We start from the raw sequence: 16,377 nt of genomic DNA, 5'->3' as shown, positions 1-16,377 counted from the left end.
GGGCGGCACTCCACCCCACCGGGCCGTCCCTTCACCCCGCCGGGGCACCCCCACCGGAGCCCCGGGGGGCGGCACCCCCACCGGAACCCCCCGAAGCGCCACCCCACCCCGCCGGGGCACCCCCACCGGGCACCCCCGCCGGAGCCCCCGGGGGCGACACCCCACCCCCACCCCGCCGCAAGCACCCCCACCCGCCCGGCATCATCGACATCACGACCGCCAAAGACGCCCCCTGAGGAGGACCGCCGTGGACCGGGCTCAGCTCGCCGACTTCCTGCGCACCCGACGGGCCGCGCTGCAACCCGAGGACGTCGGGCTGCCGCGCGGTCCGCGCCGCCGTACCGGGGGGTTGCGGCGTGAGGAGGTGGCGGCGCTGTGCGAGATGTCCGCCGACTACTACACGCGCATCGAGCAGGAGCGCGGCCCGCAGCCCTCGGAGCAGATGCTCGCCGCGATGGCGCGCGGGCTGCGCCTCACCCTCGCCGAGCGCGACCACCTCTTCCTCCTCGCCGGTCACAACGCGCCCGCCCGCACAAGCCGTACGGACCACATCACGCCGGGGCTCATGCGCATCCTCGACCGCCTGGAGGACACCCCGGCACAGGTCCTCTCGGGGGTCGGCGAGACGCTCAAGCAGACCCACGCGGCGACGGCGCTGCTCGGGGACCAGACCCTTTTCACCGGTCTGGAGCGCAGCATCACGTACCGCTGGTTCGCCGCGCCCGGGACGGTGCGTCCGCTCTACCCGGCGGAGGACCACACGCTGCGCGGCCGGTTCTTCGCCTCCGAGTTGCGCGCCGCGTACGCGCGGGAGGGGAAGGGCGGGCGCGCCGAGGAGATCGCGGAGGCGCTGCTCGCGCGCAGCGAGGAGTTCGCCGCGCTGTGGGCGGCGCACGAGGTCGGTCTGCCGCAGACCGAGACGAAGCGGGTGCGGCATCCGGATCTCGGGGTGCTCGATCTGTACTGCCAGGTGCTCATCGATCCCGCCCAGTGGCAGTCGCTCCTCGTCTACACCGCGACCCCCGGCACCGGCAGCCACGAGAAGCTCCAGCTCCTCAACTCCCTCCCGGCCCGCGCCCCGGGAGCCTGACCCGGCGACACGGGAGCCAACCGCTCCCCACCCAGCCCCTCCCGGGCGAACCCCTCCCGCGCGAACCGCTCCCGGCCCAGCCGCCCCCGCGCGAAAGCTCCCCGGCCAAGCGCCCCACGCGCCCCGCCCCCGCACGGCCCGCCCCGCCCCGCCCCGCAGGCAGCTCACAGCACGCCCGTCTCCCGCGCCCGCAGCACCGTCGCGAGCCGGTCCCTCGTCCCGAACTTGCGGTAGAGGTGGGCGAGGTGGCGGTGGACGGTGCGGGGTGAGATGCCGAGGCGCTGTGCGATGGCGCTCGCGGTACGGGCCTCGGCGAGCAGGGCGAGGACGGTGATCTCGCGCGGGGTGAGGCCGAGTGCGGCGGCGCGTTCCTCCCGTACCGTCGCCGCCTCCGGGCCGCCGGGGGTTGTGCGCCAGGCGCGCAGGTGGGCGGCGTGTGCCTCGACGGCGGCGATGACGGGCTGGGCGCGGCGGGCGTAGGCGAGGTGGGCGGGGGTGAAGGGGCGGCGGCCCGTGCGGTGCAGGAGGCAGCCGTGGATGGCGCCCTTCTCCGGGCGCGGCAGCGGCAGGCCGAGGATGTCGGTGGAGCCGAGCGCGTCGCGCAGTTGTCCGGCGGGGGCGGCGTGGCGCCAGGCGTGGGCTCCGGCGGTGGCGCGCGCGGTGAGGGGTTCGAGGGGGTGGCCCGCGACGTAGTGGTCGACGAAGGGGTAGCCGGTGCGGATCACGTCGAGCTGTTCGGGGCCGAGGAGGTGGTGGGCGGGACCCTCGGGGGTCCAGAGCCGGACGGTGCCCTCGCCGGGGCTCCACTCCTCGGCCTTGCGGACGGCGAGGTCGGCGTCGAGCGCGTCGAGCAGTTCGGTGAAGGCGAGGGACCACAGCTGTTCGGGGCGGGTCTCGTGGAGTGCCGCGACGGCGAGTTCGAGCAGCCGGGCGAGCGCGACCGGGTCCGCGTCGGCTCCGTCCATCGTCCCGTCCCCTCCGTGAGGTGTGCGGTCCGTGCGTCCGGGCGGCGCCCTGCCGGCCACGGCCGCGTCTGTGAGTACAAGTACTCATACCCTGCCGCGCTCGTCCACGGCATCCTGTCCCGGTGACGACCGTCCGGAACGGGGCGGTGGTACCGGGCTGCCCGCCCGCGCCGGATTCGGGGGAAGCGACGCGGGCCGCGCCCGGCACAGCCGCCGCCCCTGGGGGAACGCGGACGGTCGGCCACACGAAGAAGCGGCACCTCCTGGACCGGGAGGTGCCGCTTCTTCGTGTACGGGTACGGGCCGCCCGACGCCGGACGGATACGGGCCCGCCCCAACCGGACGGGTACGAGCCCCGCGAGACCTAACGGCTACGAGCCCCCGAGACCGATCCGGTACGCCCCCCGAGACCGAACGGGTACAGGCCCATCCCCCGACGAACGGGCACGAGCCCCGGCGCCGAAGGGTCACGGGCCCCCGCCGGACGGACACGATCGCCGAACAGCTACGCCCCAAGCCCCCGCAGGCGAAGCCCCCGCACGCGGCCGGGGCCCGCACGTCCGCAGACGTACGGGCCCCGGGGAACCCTCATCCAGTCCGGCCCTGGGGCCGGTGGCCGGATCAGAAGTCCATGTCACCGCCCGGCATGCCGCCCGGGGCGGCCGGGGCGGCCTTCTCCGGCTTGTCGGCGATGACGGCCTCGGTGGTGAGGAAGAGCGCGGCGATGGAGGCCGCGTTCTGGAGGGCGGAGCGCGTGACCTTGGCCGGGTCGAGGATGCCCTCGGCGATCATGTTCACGTACTCGCCGGTCGCGGCGTTGAGGCCGTAGCCGACCTCAAGGTTGCGGACCTTCTCCACCACGACGCCGCCTTCGAGGCCGGCGTTGACGGCGATCTGCTTGAGCGGGGCCTCCAGGGCGGTACGGACGGCGGCGGCGCCGGTCGCCTCGTCACCCTCGAGCTCCAGCTTGTCGAAGACCGCGGAAGCCTGGAGCAGGGCCACGCCACCACCGGCGACGATGCCCTCCTCGACGGCCGCCTTGGCGTTGCGCACGGCGTCCTCGATGCGGTGCTTGCGCTCCTTGAGCTCGACCTCGGTCGCGGCACCGGCCTTGATGACGGCGACGCCACCGGCGAGCTTCGCCAGGCGCTCCTGAAGCTTCTCGCGGTCGTAGTCCGAGTCGCTGTTCTCGATCTCGGCGCGGATCTGGTTGACGCGGCCCGCGACCTGCTCGCTGTCGCCGGCGCCGTCCACGATGGTCGTCTCGTCCTTGGTGATGACGACCTTGCGGGCGCGGCCGAGCAGCTCGATGCCGGCGTTCTCCAGCTTGAGGCCGACCTCCTCGGAGATGACCTGGCCACCGGTGAGGATGGCGATGTCGCCGAGCATGGCCTTGCGGCGGTCACCGAAGCCGGGGGCCTTGACCGCGACGGACTTGAAGGTGCCGCGGATCTTGTTGACGACCAGGGTGGAGAGCGCCTCGCCCTCGACGTCCTCGGCGATGATCAGCAGCGGCTTGCCGGACTGCATGACCTTCTCCAGCAGCGGAAGGAGGTCCTTCACGTTGCTGATCTTGGAGTTGGCGATGAGGATGTACGGGTCGTCGAGCGACGACTCCATGCGCTCCATGTCGGTGGCGAAGTACGCCGAGATGTAGCCCTTGTCGAAGCGCATACCCTCGGTGAGCTCCAGCTCCAGACCGAAGGTCTGGGACTCCTCGACGGTGATGACGCCTTCCTTGCCCACCTTGTCCATGGCCTCGGCGATGAGCTCGCCGATCTGGGTGTCGGCGGCGGAGATGGAGGCGGTGGAGGCGATCTGCTCCTTGGTCTCCACGTCCTTGGCCTGCTCCAGGAGCGCGCCGGAGACGGCCTCGACGGCCTGCTCGATGCCGCGCTTCAGGGCCATCGGGTTGGCGCCGGCGGCCACGTTGCGCAGGCCCTCGCGGACCAGGGCCTGGGCCAGGACGGTCGCGGTCGTCGTGCCGTCACCGGCGACGTCGTCCGTCTTCTTCGCGACCTCCTTGACCAGCTCGGCGCCGATCTTCTCGTACGGGTCCTCGAGCTCGATCTCCTTGGCGATGGAGACACCATCGTTGGTGATCGTGGGGGCGCCCCACTTCTTCTCCAGGACGACGTTGCGGCCCTTGGGGCCGAGGGTCACCTTGACGGCGTCGGCGAGCTGGTTCATACCGCGCTCAAGGCCGCGCCGCGCCTCCTCGTCGAACGCGATGATCTTGGCCATGTGAAGTGGTCCTCCCAGGACACGGGGTGGGCTGAGGGACCGTGTGGCGCCCGCGACGGACGGCCTGGGACCCGCGCCGAATTCCTTGCCACGGCGGGGCCTCCGGGCCTCACCGACCCGGTCTCTCTGTCACTCTCACCATCAGAGTGCTAACGCTAATGATTAGCACTCTGCCCCATCGAGTGCAAGCCACTTGAGTGCGCCCTACCCGACCCGGACCCGTCCCATGCCACCCGGGCGTGTACGCGCGCGGGCGTGGCGGCGACGGACGCCACCCACCGCCCCGGCGAACCGCGGGACGGGGGACGAGACCCCGCCCACCCGCGCGAGCAGGCACGACGCGGACCCGCCCCGGCCCCTGGCAGCACGCGCGACGCGGACCCCGCCCCCGCCCGCACGCGCGACGAGGGCCCGCCCCCGTCTCCGGGTGCGGGCCCTCGCCCGTGCTCGTCATGTCGTGCCGTACGCGGCCGTGCGGCCCCGTACCGGTCGGAGCGCTGTTCAGGCGGCAGCGCGGACCATGTCCGCCTGCGGGCCCTTCTGGCCCTGCGAGATCTCGAACTCGACCCGCTGACCCTCCTCCAGGGTGCGGTAACCGTCCATCTGGATCGCGCTGTAGTGGACGAATACATCCGCACCACCGTCGACCGCGATGAAGCCGTAGCCCTTCTCCGCGTTGAACCACTTGACGGTGCCCTGAGCCATGCCTAACTCCCCTATTACTGGCCCTTGCACAGGAACGCACTTCGCGCACCCGGGTCAGACCTCACCCCCGCGGGACCTTGGGGGCGTGCGCCGGAACGCGTCGACCGCCGCTGAATGTATCTGCCCAACTGCCGTCCGCAACAGGTCAGTCGGACGAGAAATCGGCCCGGATCGCATCCCGACATGGCCGGAGAATTCACGGAAGGTCGGGACACGTCGGGCCTGGCAAAAGGAACGCAAAGCCGCAAATGGGCGGCGCGGAAAGCGGAATTGATTCCCAGGATTCCGACAGGTGCGCATGCGGCGCTCGGGGTTTCCTGGAGCCGCCGTGAAGAAAGGGGCGGAGCAATACCCCGACTCTACTCCTGCGAATCCCATGGAATTGCCCCCTCCGCTTGTGGTGCGGAGGGGGCAGGGGTGAGACGAGAGGTGCGGGCGGTTAGAGGACCGCCAGGCGCGGGGGGCGCGTACGGCCGCGACCACCCCCTTGCGGGGGGCGCGTACGACTCGGGGACCCGCCCCATGCGCGGGGGCGCGTACAGCCCGAGGCCGCCCCCGCAGGCGTGCGTACGGCCCCGGGACCGCCCCCGCGCAGCGGCTCAGCAGCCGCCGGCGACCGCCGGGATGATCGAGATCCCCGTGCCGTCGGGGGTGGCCGTGTCGAGGCCCTGCTCGAAGCGGATGTCGTCGTCGTTGACGTAGAGGTTCACGAAGCGGCGGAGCTTGCCGTCGTCGTCGAGGACGCGGGCGGAGATGCCGGTGTGGTGGCGCTCCAGGTCGGCGATGACCTCGGCGACGGTGGCGCCCTCGGCGGGGACCTCCGCCTGGCCGCCGGTGTAGGTGCGCAGGATGGTCGGGATACGAACGGAAACGCTCATGGCGTGGCCTTTCTCGGGCAGCGCGGGAGAGGAGAGTGCGAGGGGGACGGGGCTCAGCCCGCGAGACCGGCGGCGCGGAAGGCGTCCAGGTCGGGGCGGATGGTCGCGGTGGGCCCGGTGGTCGGGGCGACCGCGTCCAGGGTCTTGAGGCCGTCGCCGGTGTTGAGGACCACGGTGGTGAGGGCGGGGTCGAGCTGCCCGTTCTCGATGAGCTTGCGCGTCACACCGACCGTGACGCCGCCCGCCGTCTCCGCGAAGATGCCCTCGGTGCGCGCCAGGAGCTTGATCGCGTCCACGACCTGCTCGTCGTCCACGTCCTCGACGGCGCCGCCCGTACGCCGGGCGATGTCGAGCACGTAGGGGCCGTCCGCCGGGTTGCCGATCGCGAGGGACTTCGCGATCGTCTTCGGCTTCTGCGGGCGCACGACGTCGTGCCCGGCCTTGTAGGCGGTCGAGACCGGCGAACAGCCCTCGGCCTGCGCGCCGAAGATCTTGTACGGCTTGTCCGCGACGAGACCGAGCCTGATCAGTTCCTTGAGGCCCTTGTCGATCTTCGTGAGCTGCGAGCCGGAGGCGACCGGGATGACGATCTGGTCGGGGATCTCCCAGCCGAGCTGCTCGCAGATCTCGTACGCGAGCGTCTTCGAGCCCTCGCCGTAGTACGAGCGCAGGTTGACGTTGACGAAGCCCCAGCCCTCGCCGAGCGGGTCGCCGATCAGCTCGGAGCAGAAGCGGTTCACGTCGTCGTACGTGCCCTCGATGCCGACGAGGTCGCCGCCGTAGACCGCGGCCATGACGACCTTGCCCTGCTCCAGGTCGTGCGGGATGAAGACGCAGGAGCGGAAGCCGGCGCGGGCCGCGGCGGCGCCGACGGCGCCCGCGAGGTTGCCCGTGGAGGAGCAGGACAGCGTCGTGAAGCCGAAGGCGCGCGCGGCCTCGACGGCGATCGCGACGACGCGGTCCTTGAAGGAGTGCGTCGGGTTCCCGGAGTCGTCCTTGACGTAGAGGCCGCCGGTGACGCCGAGTTCCTTGGCGAGCCGGTCCGCCTTCACGAGTTGCGTGAGTCCGGGGTTGGTGTTGGGGTGGCTCGCCACGTCCGCGGGCACGGGCAGCAACGGTGCGTAACGCCAGATGTTCTTGGGGCCGGCCTCGATCGTGCGGCGCAGTTCCTCGACGTCGCCGGAGGGCAGCTCGTAGGCGACCTCGAGGGGTCCGAAGCAGCTCTCGCAGGCGAAGACCGGGCCGAGCGGGAAGCGCTCGCCGCACTCGCGGCACGAGAGCGCGACAGCGGGGCCGAGGTCGACGGCGGAGGTGGTGTTCTGCGGGATTTCGGCGGCTTGCACAGCCATGGGGAGGCCCTTTCTCCTCATCTTCCCCGCGGCGCATCTCGCCGCGAGACGGAATTGGCACCTTCCCGAGCCAGGGCCTTCGGTGGCGGTATCGGTGAACCGCGCGGAGACTGGCTGGAGGGTTGCCGGGGCTTCAACGGGCCGTATCCCTCTGCCCCTCTGGATGAGCGTTGTGGCACCCGGGCTTCGGACCCGGGGCGTTTGTGACACAAGGTGACAGCGCACCCCGACATGGGATGGTCACCCGCGTTGTTCAAGACTGTAACCGAAGCCCTGGATCGTGGAGAGAGCCGTCCGCACGCCGAGATGAAGGTCTCATCGGCGCCCTCCGCAAGGGGCGGCAGTCGAAGGGCCCCCAGCGGGTCCGCACGCACGAGGGGACAGACGCCGTGATCGAAGAGGTGGAACGCTGGCTGGAGCACCGCTCCTGGACCGCGAACGACTGGCCCGTGGAACGTCTCGCCGCGCTCAAACGCGCCACGGGGGCCTCGGTGGCCGTCGTCCTCCCCGCGCTGAACGAGGAGGCGACCGTCGGCGCGATCGTCGACGTCATCCGGCGTGAACTCGTCGAAGCCGTCCCGCTCGTCGACGAACTCGTCGTGCTCGACTCGGGCTCCACGGACCGCACCGCGGAGCTCGCGCGCGCGGCCGGGGCGCGGGTCGTGCACAGGGACGCCGTGCTGCCGCGCCTGCCCGCCCTGCCGGGCAAGGGCGAGGTGCTGTGGCGCTCGCTCCTCGCGACCGACAGCGACCTGATCTGTTTCGTGGACGCGGACCTCAAGGACTTCAGCTCCGCCTTCGTGACCGGCATCCTCGGCCCGCTCCTCGCCGAGCAGGACGTGCACCTCGTGAAGGCGATGTACGACCGTCCGCTCGGCGCGGAACCGGGGCAGGGCGGCCGTGTCACCGAACTCATGGCGCGCCCGCTGCTCAACATGCACTGGCCGCGGCTCTCGGGTTTCGTGCAGCCGCTGGGCGGCGAGTACGCGGGGCGGCGCTCCCTGCTCGAACAGCTGCCGTTCCCGGTGGGGTACGGCGTCGAGCTGGGCCTCCTCGTGGACGCGCTGCACACCGTGGGGCTCGACGCGCTCGCGCAGGTGGACGTCGGGGTGCGGGTGCACCGCCACCAGGACGGGCAGGCGCTGGGCCGCATGGCGGCGACGATCTACCGCACGGCGCAGGTGCGGCTCGCGCGCGGCCATCTCGTACGCCCCGAGCTGACCCAGTTCGACCGCCTGCCGGAGGGCGGTTTCGAGGCGCACACGCACGCGGTGGACACGGAGGAACGGCCGCCGATGCGGGAGATCCCGGAGTACACGGAGCGCAGGGCGGCGGCCTGAGGCGGGGCGCCACCGGAGGGGTGCGGGGGTGCCGCCGGGCCCGCGGGGGCGCGTCACCGGACGCGTACGGGGAGTGCCGCCGGGCGGGTTCCCGCGGCGGCGCCCGGGGCGGGGCCGCGCAGGTGGCGCGGCGGAACACGGCGGTGGGGGCGGATGCCGATTCCCGCACAGTTCGCACGTTTGAGCCCATGATCCCGAGGCGAGGAATGCACCATGCCTACTGACGACCCCACCCGCCCCACCGGCACCGGCGCCGCCGTCCTCCTCGCCTCCAACCGCGGCCCCGTCTCGTACGCGTTCGACGCGCACGGCGAGCTGACGGCCAAGCGCGGCGGCGGGGGGCTCGTCTCGGGGCTCTCGGCGATCGGTCCCGAGGTCGACGCGGTGTGGGTGTGCGCCGCGCTGAGCGACGCGGACCGCGAGGCGGCCCGGCGCTCGGGCGCGGAGCTGGACCCGGCGGACACGGGCGGGCGCCGTGTCCACATGCTGGGGATCGATCCGCGTACGCAGCACGAGGCGTACAACGACATCGCCAACTCCGTGCTGTGGTTCGCCCACCACATGCTGTGGCAGACCCCCTTGGAGCCCGCCTTCGGCCCGGAGTTCCGCGCGCGCTGGGCCTCGTTCGAGTCGTACAACCGCGCCTTCGCGCAGGCGCTCGCGGCGCAGGCGGCGGAGGGCGCGGCGGTGCTCGTGCAGGACTACCACCTCGTGCTCGTGCCGGGGATGCTGCGCGCGCTGCGCCCCGATCTGCGCATCGCGCACTTCTCGCACACGCCGTGGGCGCCGCTCGACTACTACCGGCTGCTGCCCGACGACGTGGCGGAGCAGGTGCTGCGCGGGATTCTCGGCGCGGACCACGCGGGTTTCCTCACGCGCCGCTGGGCGGACGCCTTCACGGCCTGCGCGGACGCGCTCGTCGGGGGCACGGGCCGGACCGAGGTCGCGGTGCACGGGCTCGGCGCGGACGCCGACTTCCTGCGCGACCGCGCGCACCAGGAGGACGTCGACGAGCGGATCGCTGCGCTGCGCCGGGAGATCGGCGGCGAGGGGCGGCGCACGATCGTGCGGGTGGACCGTACGGAGCTGTCGAAGAACATCGTGCGCGGACTCCACGCGTATGGGCGCCTGCTGACGGACCGCCCGGACTGGCGCGGGCAGGTCGTGCACCTCGCCTTCGCGTACCCGTCCCGGCAGGACCTGGAGGTGTACCGGGCGTACACGGCGGAGGTGGAGCGGGTCGCGCAGGACATCAACGACGAGTTCGGCACGGCGGACTGGACGCCCGTCCTCCTCAAGGTCGACGACGACTTCCCGCGCTCGCTCGCGGCGTACCGTCTCGCGGACGTCGCGCTGGTCAACCCGATCCGCGACGGCATGAACCTCGTGGCGAAGGAGGTCCCGGTCGTCTCGGACGCGGGCGTGGCGCTCGTGCTGTCCCGGGAGGCGGGGGCGTACGAGGAGCTGGGCGCGGACGCGGTGGTGGTGAACCCGTACGACGTCTCGGCGACGGCCGAGGCGCTGCACACGGCGCTGACCCAGGACCCGGAGGCCCGGTCGGCGCGCACGAAGCGGCTGGCGGAGGCCGCGACGGCGCTGCCGCCGGCGAAGTGGTTCATGGAGCAACTGGAGGCGCTGGGCGGGGCGTAGGCCCGCCCAGGCCCCCCGGGGGTCAGGACAGCGTGTCGGCCAGAGCGGACAGGAAGGCGACGACCTCTTCCGGGCCGCCCGCGAGGGGGAGGTCGGCGCGGTCGGTGAGTTCGGGGACCTCGGTGCCGGAGGCGAGGAGGAGGCCGGGGCGGGCGGGGCGGCCCGCTTCGACGGCGGCGTAGGCGGCGAGGTCGCCGAGGTCGTCCCCGGCGTAGAGGACCGAGGCGGCGCCGACCTCGTCGAGGTAGGTCGTGAGGGCCTTGCCCTTGTCCATGCCGGGCGGGCGCAACTCCAGGACCATGCGGCCCGGTTCGACGATGAGGCCGTGGCGTGCGGCGAGCGCGGTGAGCGGGGCGAGCAGTGCGTCGTACGCGCCCTGCGGGTCCTCGGCGCGGCGGGTGTGCACGGCGACGGCCTGGCCCTTGTCCTCGGTCCACAGTCCGGGGAGGTTCCCGTGCTCGGCCAGGACGGCGGGGAGTTCGGCGCGCGCGGCGGTGAGTCCGGGGGGCGGGGGCGGGGCGGTGAGTTCGCCGCTCGCGGCGTCCCAGCGCTCGGCGCCGTACAGGCCGAGGACGACGAGGTGTTCGAGCCCGGGGACGTGCGCGAAGCCGCCGTAGCGGACGGCGGTCTCGGCGGGGCGGCCGGTGACGACGGCGAGGGAGCGGACGTGCGGCGCGAGGCGGGCGAGCGCGTCGACGGCGCCGGGGCGGGCGCGCGCGGAGTCGGGGTCCGGGACGATGTCGGCGAGCGTGCCGTCGAAGTCGAGCGCCACGACGGCGGCCGAGGGCTGGTCGAGAACGGCGCGCAGCCCCGCCCGCCCGGCCTCGGTCACGGGCTCGGGGAGCGGGGAACGGGAGGAGTGCGGGTCAGGCGCTGCGGTCATGCGCCGACTCTAGGCCGCCCGGCGGGCGTCCGCCTCACCGCTCCGCACGGCGTGCCTCCCGGACGCGGCGCAGGCGGTGGACCGTGACGGGGGCGTGCGCCTCGGCGGCGGGGTCGTCGAGCAGGGCGTTGAGGAGCTGGTAGTAGCGGGTCGGCGACATGCCGAGGCGCTCGCGGACGGCCCGCTCCTTGGCCCCGGGCCCGGTGAAGCTCTCGCCTTCGAGGGCGAGGACGTCGCGGTCGCGGGCGGAAAGGGGGGCGGGCTCGGGCGGGGCGGCGGACTCGGGCGGGGTGGCGACGGACTCGCGTCCGCGCTCCCCGTCCTCGGGTACGGGCTCCCCGCCGACCGCCTGCGGTGCGGACTCGCCGGAGACCGCCTGCCGTGCGGACTCCCCGGGGACCGCCTGCCGTTTGGGCTCCCCGGTTTCCAGTGGGGGCTCCCCTGTCTCCGGTGGGGGCTCCTCGGCCCCCGTTCCCCGGGCCGGTTCCTCGTGCGCGTCGTTCATTCCCCGCAGCCTAGAGCGCCGTTCCGACAGCCCCGCTCTCCCCTTCGGTCTCCCGTTCCGGCAACTTCGCCACGCGAATGGACTAGACCTCTCCCAGTTGAGACGCCAAACTGTTTCACGTGAAACATGTCATCGCCCTCGATGTGGGCGGCACCGGGATCAAGGCCGCCCTGGTAGGGGCGGCGGGTGAGCTGCTGCACGAGGAACGGCGGCGCACCGGGCGCGAACAGGGGCCCGGGGCGGTGGTCGAGGGCATCCTCGCCTTCGCCGCCGAGCTGTTCGCGTACGGCAGCGAGCAGTTCGGCGAGGGGGCGAGCGCGGTCGGCATAGCGATCCCCGGCGTGGTGGACACCGAGCGCGGGATCGCCGTCTTCTCGGCGAACCTCGGCTGGGAGAACGTGCCGCTGCGCGCCCTGCTGGGCGAACGGCTCGGCGGAGTCCCCGTCGCGCTCGGCCACGACGTGCGGACCGGCGGTATCGCCGAGGGGCGGCTCGGCGCGGGACACGGGGCCGACCGCTTCTTCTTCCTCGCCCTCGGTACCGGCATCGCGGGCGCGTACGGCATCAACGGCGTCATCGAGCCCGGCGCGCACGGTTCGGCCGGTGAGCTGGGGCACGTCGTGGTGCGTCCGGACGGGCCGCCGTGCGGCTGCGGGCAGCGCGGCTGCCTGGAACGGCTCGCCTCGGCCTCCGCCGTCACCGCCGCGTGGGCGGAGGCGAGCGGCGACCCGCGGGCGACCGCCGCGGACTGCGCGAAGGCCGTGGTCGCCGGGGACCCGCGCGCGCTCACCGTGTGGGAGGAGGCCGTCGCGGCGCTCGCGGACGGGCTGCTCATCGGCATCACCCTGCTCGACCCCCGGACGCTGATCATCGGTGGCGGGCTCGCCGAGGCCGGGGAAACCTTGTTCACACCGCTGCGCGCGGCCGTCGCCGAGCGCGTCACCTTCCAGGCGCTCCCCGAGATCGTGCCCGCCGCCCTCGGGGACACGGCGGGCTGCCTCGGCGCCGGCCTGCTCGCCTGGGACCTACTCGCCACGGAGGTAAGCGCCTGATGGCTGCCAGCACCGAGTACACCGTCCTGACCGGCGCCACCGTGGTCCTGCCCACGGGGCAGGTGCCGGACGGCAGGCTCGTCGTGGCCGGGGAGCGGATCGCGGAGCGCGCTCCCGAGGGCGCCCCGGAGATCGATCTGCGCGGGCACTGGCTCGTGCCCGGCTTCGTCGACATCCACAACCACGGGGGCGGCGGGGCCGCGTTCGGCGCCGGCGACGTCGAGGACGTACGGACCGCGCTGCGCACGCACCGCGCGCACGGCTCGACGACGGTCGTCGCCTCGACCGTGACGGGGGAGCTGGACGGGCTCGCGGAGCGCGCGGGGCTGCTGTCGGAGCTGGCGGAGGACGGTGAGCTGGCGGGCATCCACTTCGAGGGGCCGTTCATCTCGCCGTGCCGCAAGGGCGCGCACAGCGAGGCGCTGCTGCGCGACCCGGACCCGGCGGAGGTCGCGAAGCTGCTCGCGGCGGCGCGCGGGCAGGCGCGGATGGTGACGCTCGCGACGGAGCTGCCCGGTGGTCTGGACTCGGTGCGGCTGCTCGTGGAGCAGGGCGTGATCGCGGCGATCGGGCACACGGACGCGACGTACGAGCAGACCGTGGAGGCGATCGACGCGGGCGCGACCGTGGCGACGCACCTGTTCAACGCGATGCCGCCGCTCGGTCACCGCGAGCCGGGCCCGGTCGCGGCGCTCCTGGAGGACGAGCGGATCACCGTCGAGCTGATCAACGACGGCACGCACCTGCACCCGGCGGCGCTGCGGCTGGCCTTCCATCACAAGGGCGCGGACCGGGTGGCGTTCGTGACGGACGCGATGGACGCGGCGGGCTTCGGTGACGGGCGCTACCGGCTCGGGCCGCTGGAGGTCGATGTCGTGGACGGTGTCGCGCGGCTGACGGAGGGCGGTTCGATCGCGGGCTCGACGCTCACGATGGACCGCGCGCTCAAGCGGGCCGTGACGGTCGACGGGCTCGGCGTCGAGGCGGCGGTACGGGCGCTGAGCGCGAACCCGGCCCGCCTGCTCGGCCTCTCGGACCGCGTGGGCTCGCTGGAGCCGGGCAAGAACGCGGATGTCGTGGTGCTCGACGCGGGCTTCGACGTGGTGGGGGTGCTGCGCAAAGGCCGGTGGATCGTGACACCGGAACCGGCGGTCGCGGCGACACGGGGCTGAGGCGGGGCTGGCGGAGGCGACCGCGACACCGGGACGGCGGGGGCCGGGCCCGGCGAGGGCGGGGCGGTCCGGGCCGCGCGAAAGCCGACGGCTTCCGTTCCGGTGGCGCCACGGCCACCGTGCCGATCGGCCGAGGAGAGCCGCCCGCCCCCCGCGCGGGCGGCTCGTCCCCCTACCGCTCCCCCGTGCACGCCGTTGTGACGGAGTGAGGGCGGGAAACGTTCGGTCCCGTCCGGGGCGGTCCGCTCCGCTCCCGCCTCTGGGCGGGCGGGGTGCGGCTTTGGCATGATCGGACCTCGTGCCGGTGCCGGGTCGCACCGGACCGTGAGGGGGAGGGGGTGCGCGGATGCTGCTGACCGTCACGCTCAATACCGCGCTCGACCTGACGTACCGCGTCCCCGCGCTCGTGCCGGGGGCGAGCCACCAGGTCCGCGAGGTGAGTGAACGCGCGGGCGGCAAGGGCCTCAACGTGGCCCGGGTGCTCGGCGCGCTCGGGCGGCACGTCACGGTGACGGGGCTCTGCGGCGGGCCCACGGGGGAGCGCATACGGGAGCTGCTGGCCGGGGCCGACGGGGTCACGGACGCGCTCGTGGAGACGGCGGAGCCCGCGCGGCGCACGGTCACGGTGACGACGGAGCCGAGAGGGCGCGTCGTGTCGCGGGCGGCGGCGCGGGCCGCCGCGACGGTGCTGCGGGAGCCGGGACCGCTCGTCTCGGCGGCGGAGTGGGCCGCGTTCCGGCACACGTACGCGGCGCTGCTGCCCGCCGCGACGGCGGTCGCGCTCTGCGGGAGCCTGCCGCCCGGGGTGCCGGTGGGGGCGTACGCGACGCTCGTGCGGGAGGCGCGGGCGGCCGGGGTGCCCGTCGTCCTGGACACGAGCGGTGAGGCGCTGCGCCGGGGTGTCGCGGCGCGCCCCGACATCCTCAAGCCCAACGAGGACGAACTCGCCCAGCTCACCGGGTCCCGCGAACCGGCCCGCGCGGCCCGCGACGCCCGCCGCCGGGGGGCGGGCGCGGTCGTCGCCTCGCTCGGCGAGCGCGGTCTGCTCGCCGCGACCCCCCTGACCACCTGGCGCGCGGCCCTCCCCCGCCCCCTGCCCGGCAACCCGACGGGCGCGGGCGACGCGGTCGTCGCCGCCCTCCTCGCCGGTCTCGCCGACGCCGAGCCCTGGCCCGCGCGGCTCGCCCACGCGACCGCCCTCGCGGCGGCGGCGGTCGCCTCGCCGGTGGCGGGCGAGTTCGACGCGCGGGCGTACGCGCGGCTCCAGGGAGAGGTGAAGGTGGCGGAGGTGGGGTGAGGGAGCGGGGCACGTGCCAGGAAAGGCGTGCCGGGGCCCGGCCGGGAGGCGTACCCCCGGGTCCTCCTACTTCGTGACGTGACCCGCCTTCAGCCACACCCGGTCGAAGTTGGCGTCGCAGGTGTCTCCCTCGTCGCACGAGAAGGAGATCGCGTTGGTGCCCTTCGTCAGGTTGGTGAAGACGTAGGAGGTGGTCCAGCCCTTCTTCCAGTCGCCCTCCGGGGCCTGCGCCCAGTTCTTCAGGGAGAGGTCACGGCGGTCGCCGCCGTTGACGTAGAGGCTGGCCTGCTGGTCCTTGCCGGGGACGCCGTAGTCGAGGAAGACGGTGTACTCGCCGCCCTTGGGGACGCTGACGTTCCAGGTGAGCTTGGCGCCGGGCTTGTTGAACCCGGCGACGTAGCTGCCGCCGTCCGCCTTCGCGCCCTCGACGTCCGAGGCGACCGAGGGGCCGCCCGAGAGCTGGAGCGTCTTCGCGTCCGCCTTCGGGAGTTCCTCCTGCGGCTCCTTCGACGCGTCGTCGCCGGACTGCTTGCCGTCGTCCTCGCCGCCCTGGCCCTGCGAGGCCGTGGCGCTGGGCGCCGGGTCCTTCGCGGCCTGCTTGTCGTCGCCCGAACCGCCCGTGACCACGGCCACGGTGATGCCCACGGCGACGGCGCACACGACCGCGACCGCGCCGATGAGGAGCCCCTTGTTGTTCGGCCCGCGGCCCCGGCCACCGCCCTGGCCGCCCGCCGCGCGACGCCCGCCGCCCGCCGGGGGCCCGCCGGGAAGGTTCTCCGGCGCGGCGTAGTGGGCGTTCTGCTGCTGGGGGTACGCGGCCGTCGGGGCGCCCTGCTGCGGGGCGCTCTGCTGGCCCTCCTTGGGCGGGTACCCGTACCCGTACTGCCGCTCGCCGACCGCCCTGACCTGGTGGTACGAGCGCGGGCCGGGGTAGCCGTAGCCGCCGCCTCCCGGGGGCCTGGCCCCGGCGGACTGGCCGTCGGCGTACAGGTAGCCGAAGGGGTCGTCCTCCTCCGTGCCCGCTGCCCCCGGGTTCTCGCCCTCGGGCGGGTTCGCACCGTTGTTGCCGGGGGGACCGGGGGTCATCGCTGGCTCACTCCTTGACGTGCTGGAACGTGACGTGCTGGGACGTGCTGGTCGCGGTACGGACAGGCGTGCCGGGGGCGCGCGAGCGGCACCGGCCGGTCCCGGCGAGCCTACCCGCTCCGCACGAACCCACCGCGTGGCCGGGACCACAGGGCGCCCGG

Annotated in this window: 14 protein-coding genes and 1 riboswitch; of the genes, 6 read left to right on the top strand and 8 right to left on the bottom strand. The window is 73.9% G+C overall.

The genetic code is table 11. The annotated features are described in order from the left end of the window. Window positions 1-247 precede the first annotated feature (247 nt). Window positions 248-1,090 (top strand): helix-turn-helix transcriptional regulator, encoded by an 843-nt coding sequence (locus tag STTU_RS18030; RefSeq protein ID WP_007825449.1) that lies wholly within the window; start codon window positions 248-250, stop codon window positions 1,088-1,090. 164 nt (window positions 1,091-1,254) lie between these two features. Here the strand turns inward: STTU_RS18030 and STTU_RS18025 are convergent, their stop codons facing one another. The 5 genes from STTU_RS18025 to thrC all read right to left on the bottom strand — a co-directional run bounded on the left by STTU_RS18025 (window position 1,255) and on the right by thrC (window position 7,231). Further along, a complete protein-coding gene (locus tag STTU_RS18025; RefSeq protein ID WP_007825448.1) occupies window positions 1,255-2,055 on the bottom strand; it encodes a helix-turn-helix transcriptional regulator in 801 nt (266 codons plus the stop codon). A 621-nt stretch (window positions 2,056-2,676) separates the two neighbouring features. Continuing rightward, on the bottom strand, window positions 2,677-4,299 hold the full coding sequence (gene groL / locus STTU_RS18020; protein ID WP_007825444.1) for a chaperonin GroEL: 1,623 nt from the start codon (window positions 4,297-4,299) through the stop codon (window positions 2,677-2,679). A gap of 501 nt (window positions 4,300-4,800) precedes the next feature. Further along, window positions 4,801-5,004, bottom strand: coding sequence for a cold-shock protein (locus STTU_RS18015; RefSeq protein WP_008747198.1), 204 nt, complete (start codon window positions 5,002-5,004; stop codon window positions 4,801-4,803). Between the two features lie 599 nt (window positions 5,005-5,603). Further along, window positions 5,604-5,882 carry a MoaD/ThiS family protein gene (locus STTU_RS18010; protein ID WP_007825438.1) on the bottom strand — a complete coding sequence of 93 codons (279 nt, stop codon included), beginning with the start codon at window positions 5,880-5,882 and terminating at the stop codon, window positions 5,604-5,606. Window positions 5,883-5,935: 53 nt separating this feature from the next. Further along, window positions 5,936-7,231, bottom strand: coding sequence for a threonine synthase (gene thrC / locus STTU_RS18005; protein ID WP_007825436.1), 1,296 nt, complete (start codon window positions 7,229-7,231; stop codon window positions 5,936-5,938). Window positions 7,232-7,245: 14 nt separating this feature from the next. After that, a riboswitch (SAM riboswitch) is annotated at window positions 7,246-7,401 on the bottom strand. A 219-nt stretch (window positions 7,402-7,620) separates the two neighbouring features. Here thrC and STTU_RS18000 point away from each other — a divergent pair. Next, window positions 7,621-8,571 carry a glucosyl-3-phosphoglycerate synthase gene (locus STTU_RS18000; RefSeq protein WP_007825433.1) on the top strand — a complete coding sequence of 317 codons (951 nt, stop codon included), beginning with the start codon at window positions 7,621-7,623 and terminating at the stop codon, window positions 8,569-8,571. A 213-nt stretch (window positions 8,572-8,784) separates the two neighbouring features. Further along, the gene (locus STTU_RS17995) at window positions 8,785-10,221 is read left to right on the top strand and encodes an alpha,alpha-trehalose-phosphate synthase (UDP-forming) (RefSeq protein ID WP_007825431.1); all 1,437 of its coding nucleotides are present in this window, start codon (window positions 8,785-8,787) and stop codon (window positions 10,219-10,221) included. Window positions 10,222-10,243: 22 nt separating this feature from the next. Here STTU_RS17995 and otsB read toward each other — a convergent pair whose 3' ends face one another. Then, complete coding sequence (gene otsB, locus STTU_RS17990) at window positions 10,244-11,104, bottom strand: trehalose-phosphatase (RefSeq protein ID WP_007825429.1); 861 nt, start codon at window positions 11,102-11,104, stop codon at window positions 10,244-10,246. 34 nt (window positions 11,105-11,138) lie between these two features. Next, window positions 11,139-11,609 carry a DUF3263 domain-containing protein gene (locus tag STTU_RS17985; protein ID WP_007825427.1) on the bottom strand — a complete coding sequence of 157 codons (471 nt, stop codon included), beginning with the start codon at window positions 11,607-11,609 and terminating at the stop codon, window positions 11,139-11,141. Window positions 11,610-11,728: 119 nt separating this feature from the next. Between STTU_RS17985 and STTU_RS17980 the strand changes: the two genes are divergently transcribed. The 3 genes from STTU_RS17980 to STTU_RS17970 all read left to right on the top strand — a co-directional run bounded on the left by STTU_RS17980 (window position 11,729) and on the right by STTU_RS17970 (window position 15,130). After that, window positions 11,729-12,661, top strand: coding sequence for an ROK family protein (locus STTU_RS17980; protein ID WP_007825425.1), 933 nt, complete (start codon window positions 11,729-11,731; stop codon window positions 12,659-12,661). After that, the gene (nagA, locus tag STTU_RS17975) at window positions 12,661-13,833 is read left to right on the top strand and encodes an N-acetylglucosamine-6-phosphate deacetylase (RefSeq protein WP_007825423.1); all 1,173 of its coding nucleotides are present in this window, start codon (window positions 12,661-12,663) and stop codon (window positions 13,831-13,833) included. The genes STTU_RS17980 and nagA overlap by 1 nt, the downstream gene beginning before the upstream one ends. A gap of 346 nt (window positions 13,834-14,179) precedes the next feature. Further along, window positions 14,180-15,130 carry a 1-phosphofructokinase family hexose kinase gene (locus STTU_RS17970; protein ID WP_007825421.1) on the top strand — a complete coding sequence of 317 codons (951 nt, stop codon included), beginning with the start codon at window positions 14,180-14,182 and terminating at the stop codon, window positions 15,128-15,130. 66 nt (window positions 15,131-15,196) lie between these two features. On the opposite strand, the gene STTU_RS17965 is transcribed toward STTU_RS17970, so the two are convergent. Continuing rightward, window positions 15,197-16,216, bottom strand: a complete 1,020-nt coding sequence (locus STTU_RS17965; protein ID WP_007825419.1) for a CBM35 domain-containing protein — start codon at window positions 16,214-16,216, stop codon at window positions 15,197-15,199. Between the last annotated feature and the right edge of the window lie 161 nt (window positions 16,217-16,377).

This window comes from Streptomyces sp. Tu6071, assembly GCF_000213055.1.
Lineage (GTDB): Bacteria > Actinomycetota > Actinomycetes > Streptomycetales > Streptomycetaceae > Streptomyces > Streptomyces evansiae.
Note: the sequence above shows the minus strand (reverse complement) of the source record. Positions and strands in the feature narration are given on the sequence as shown.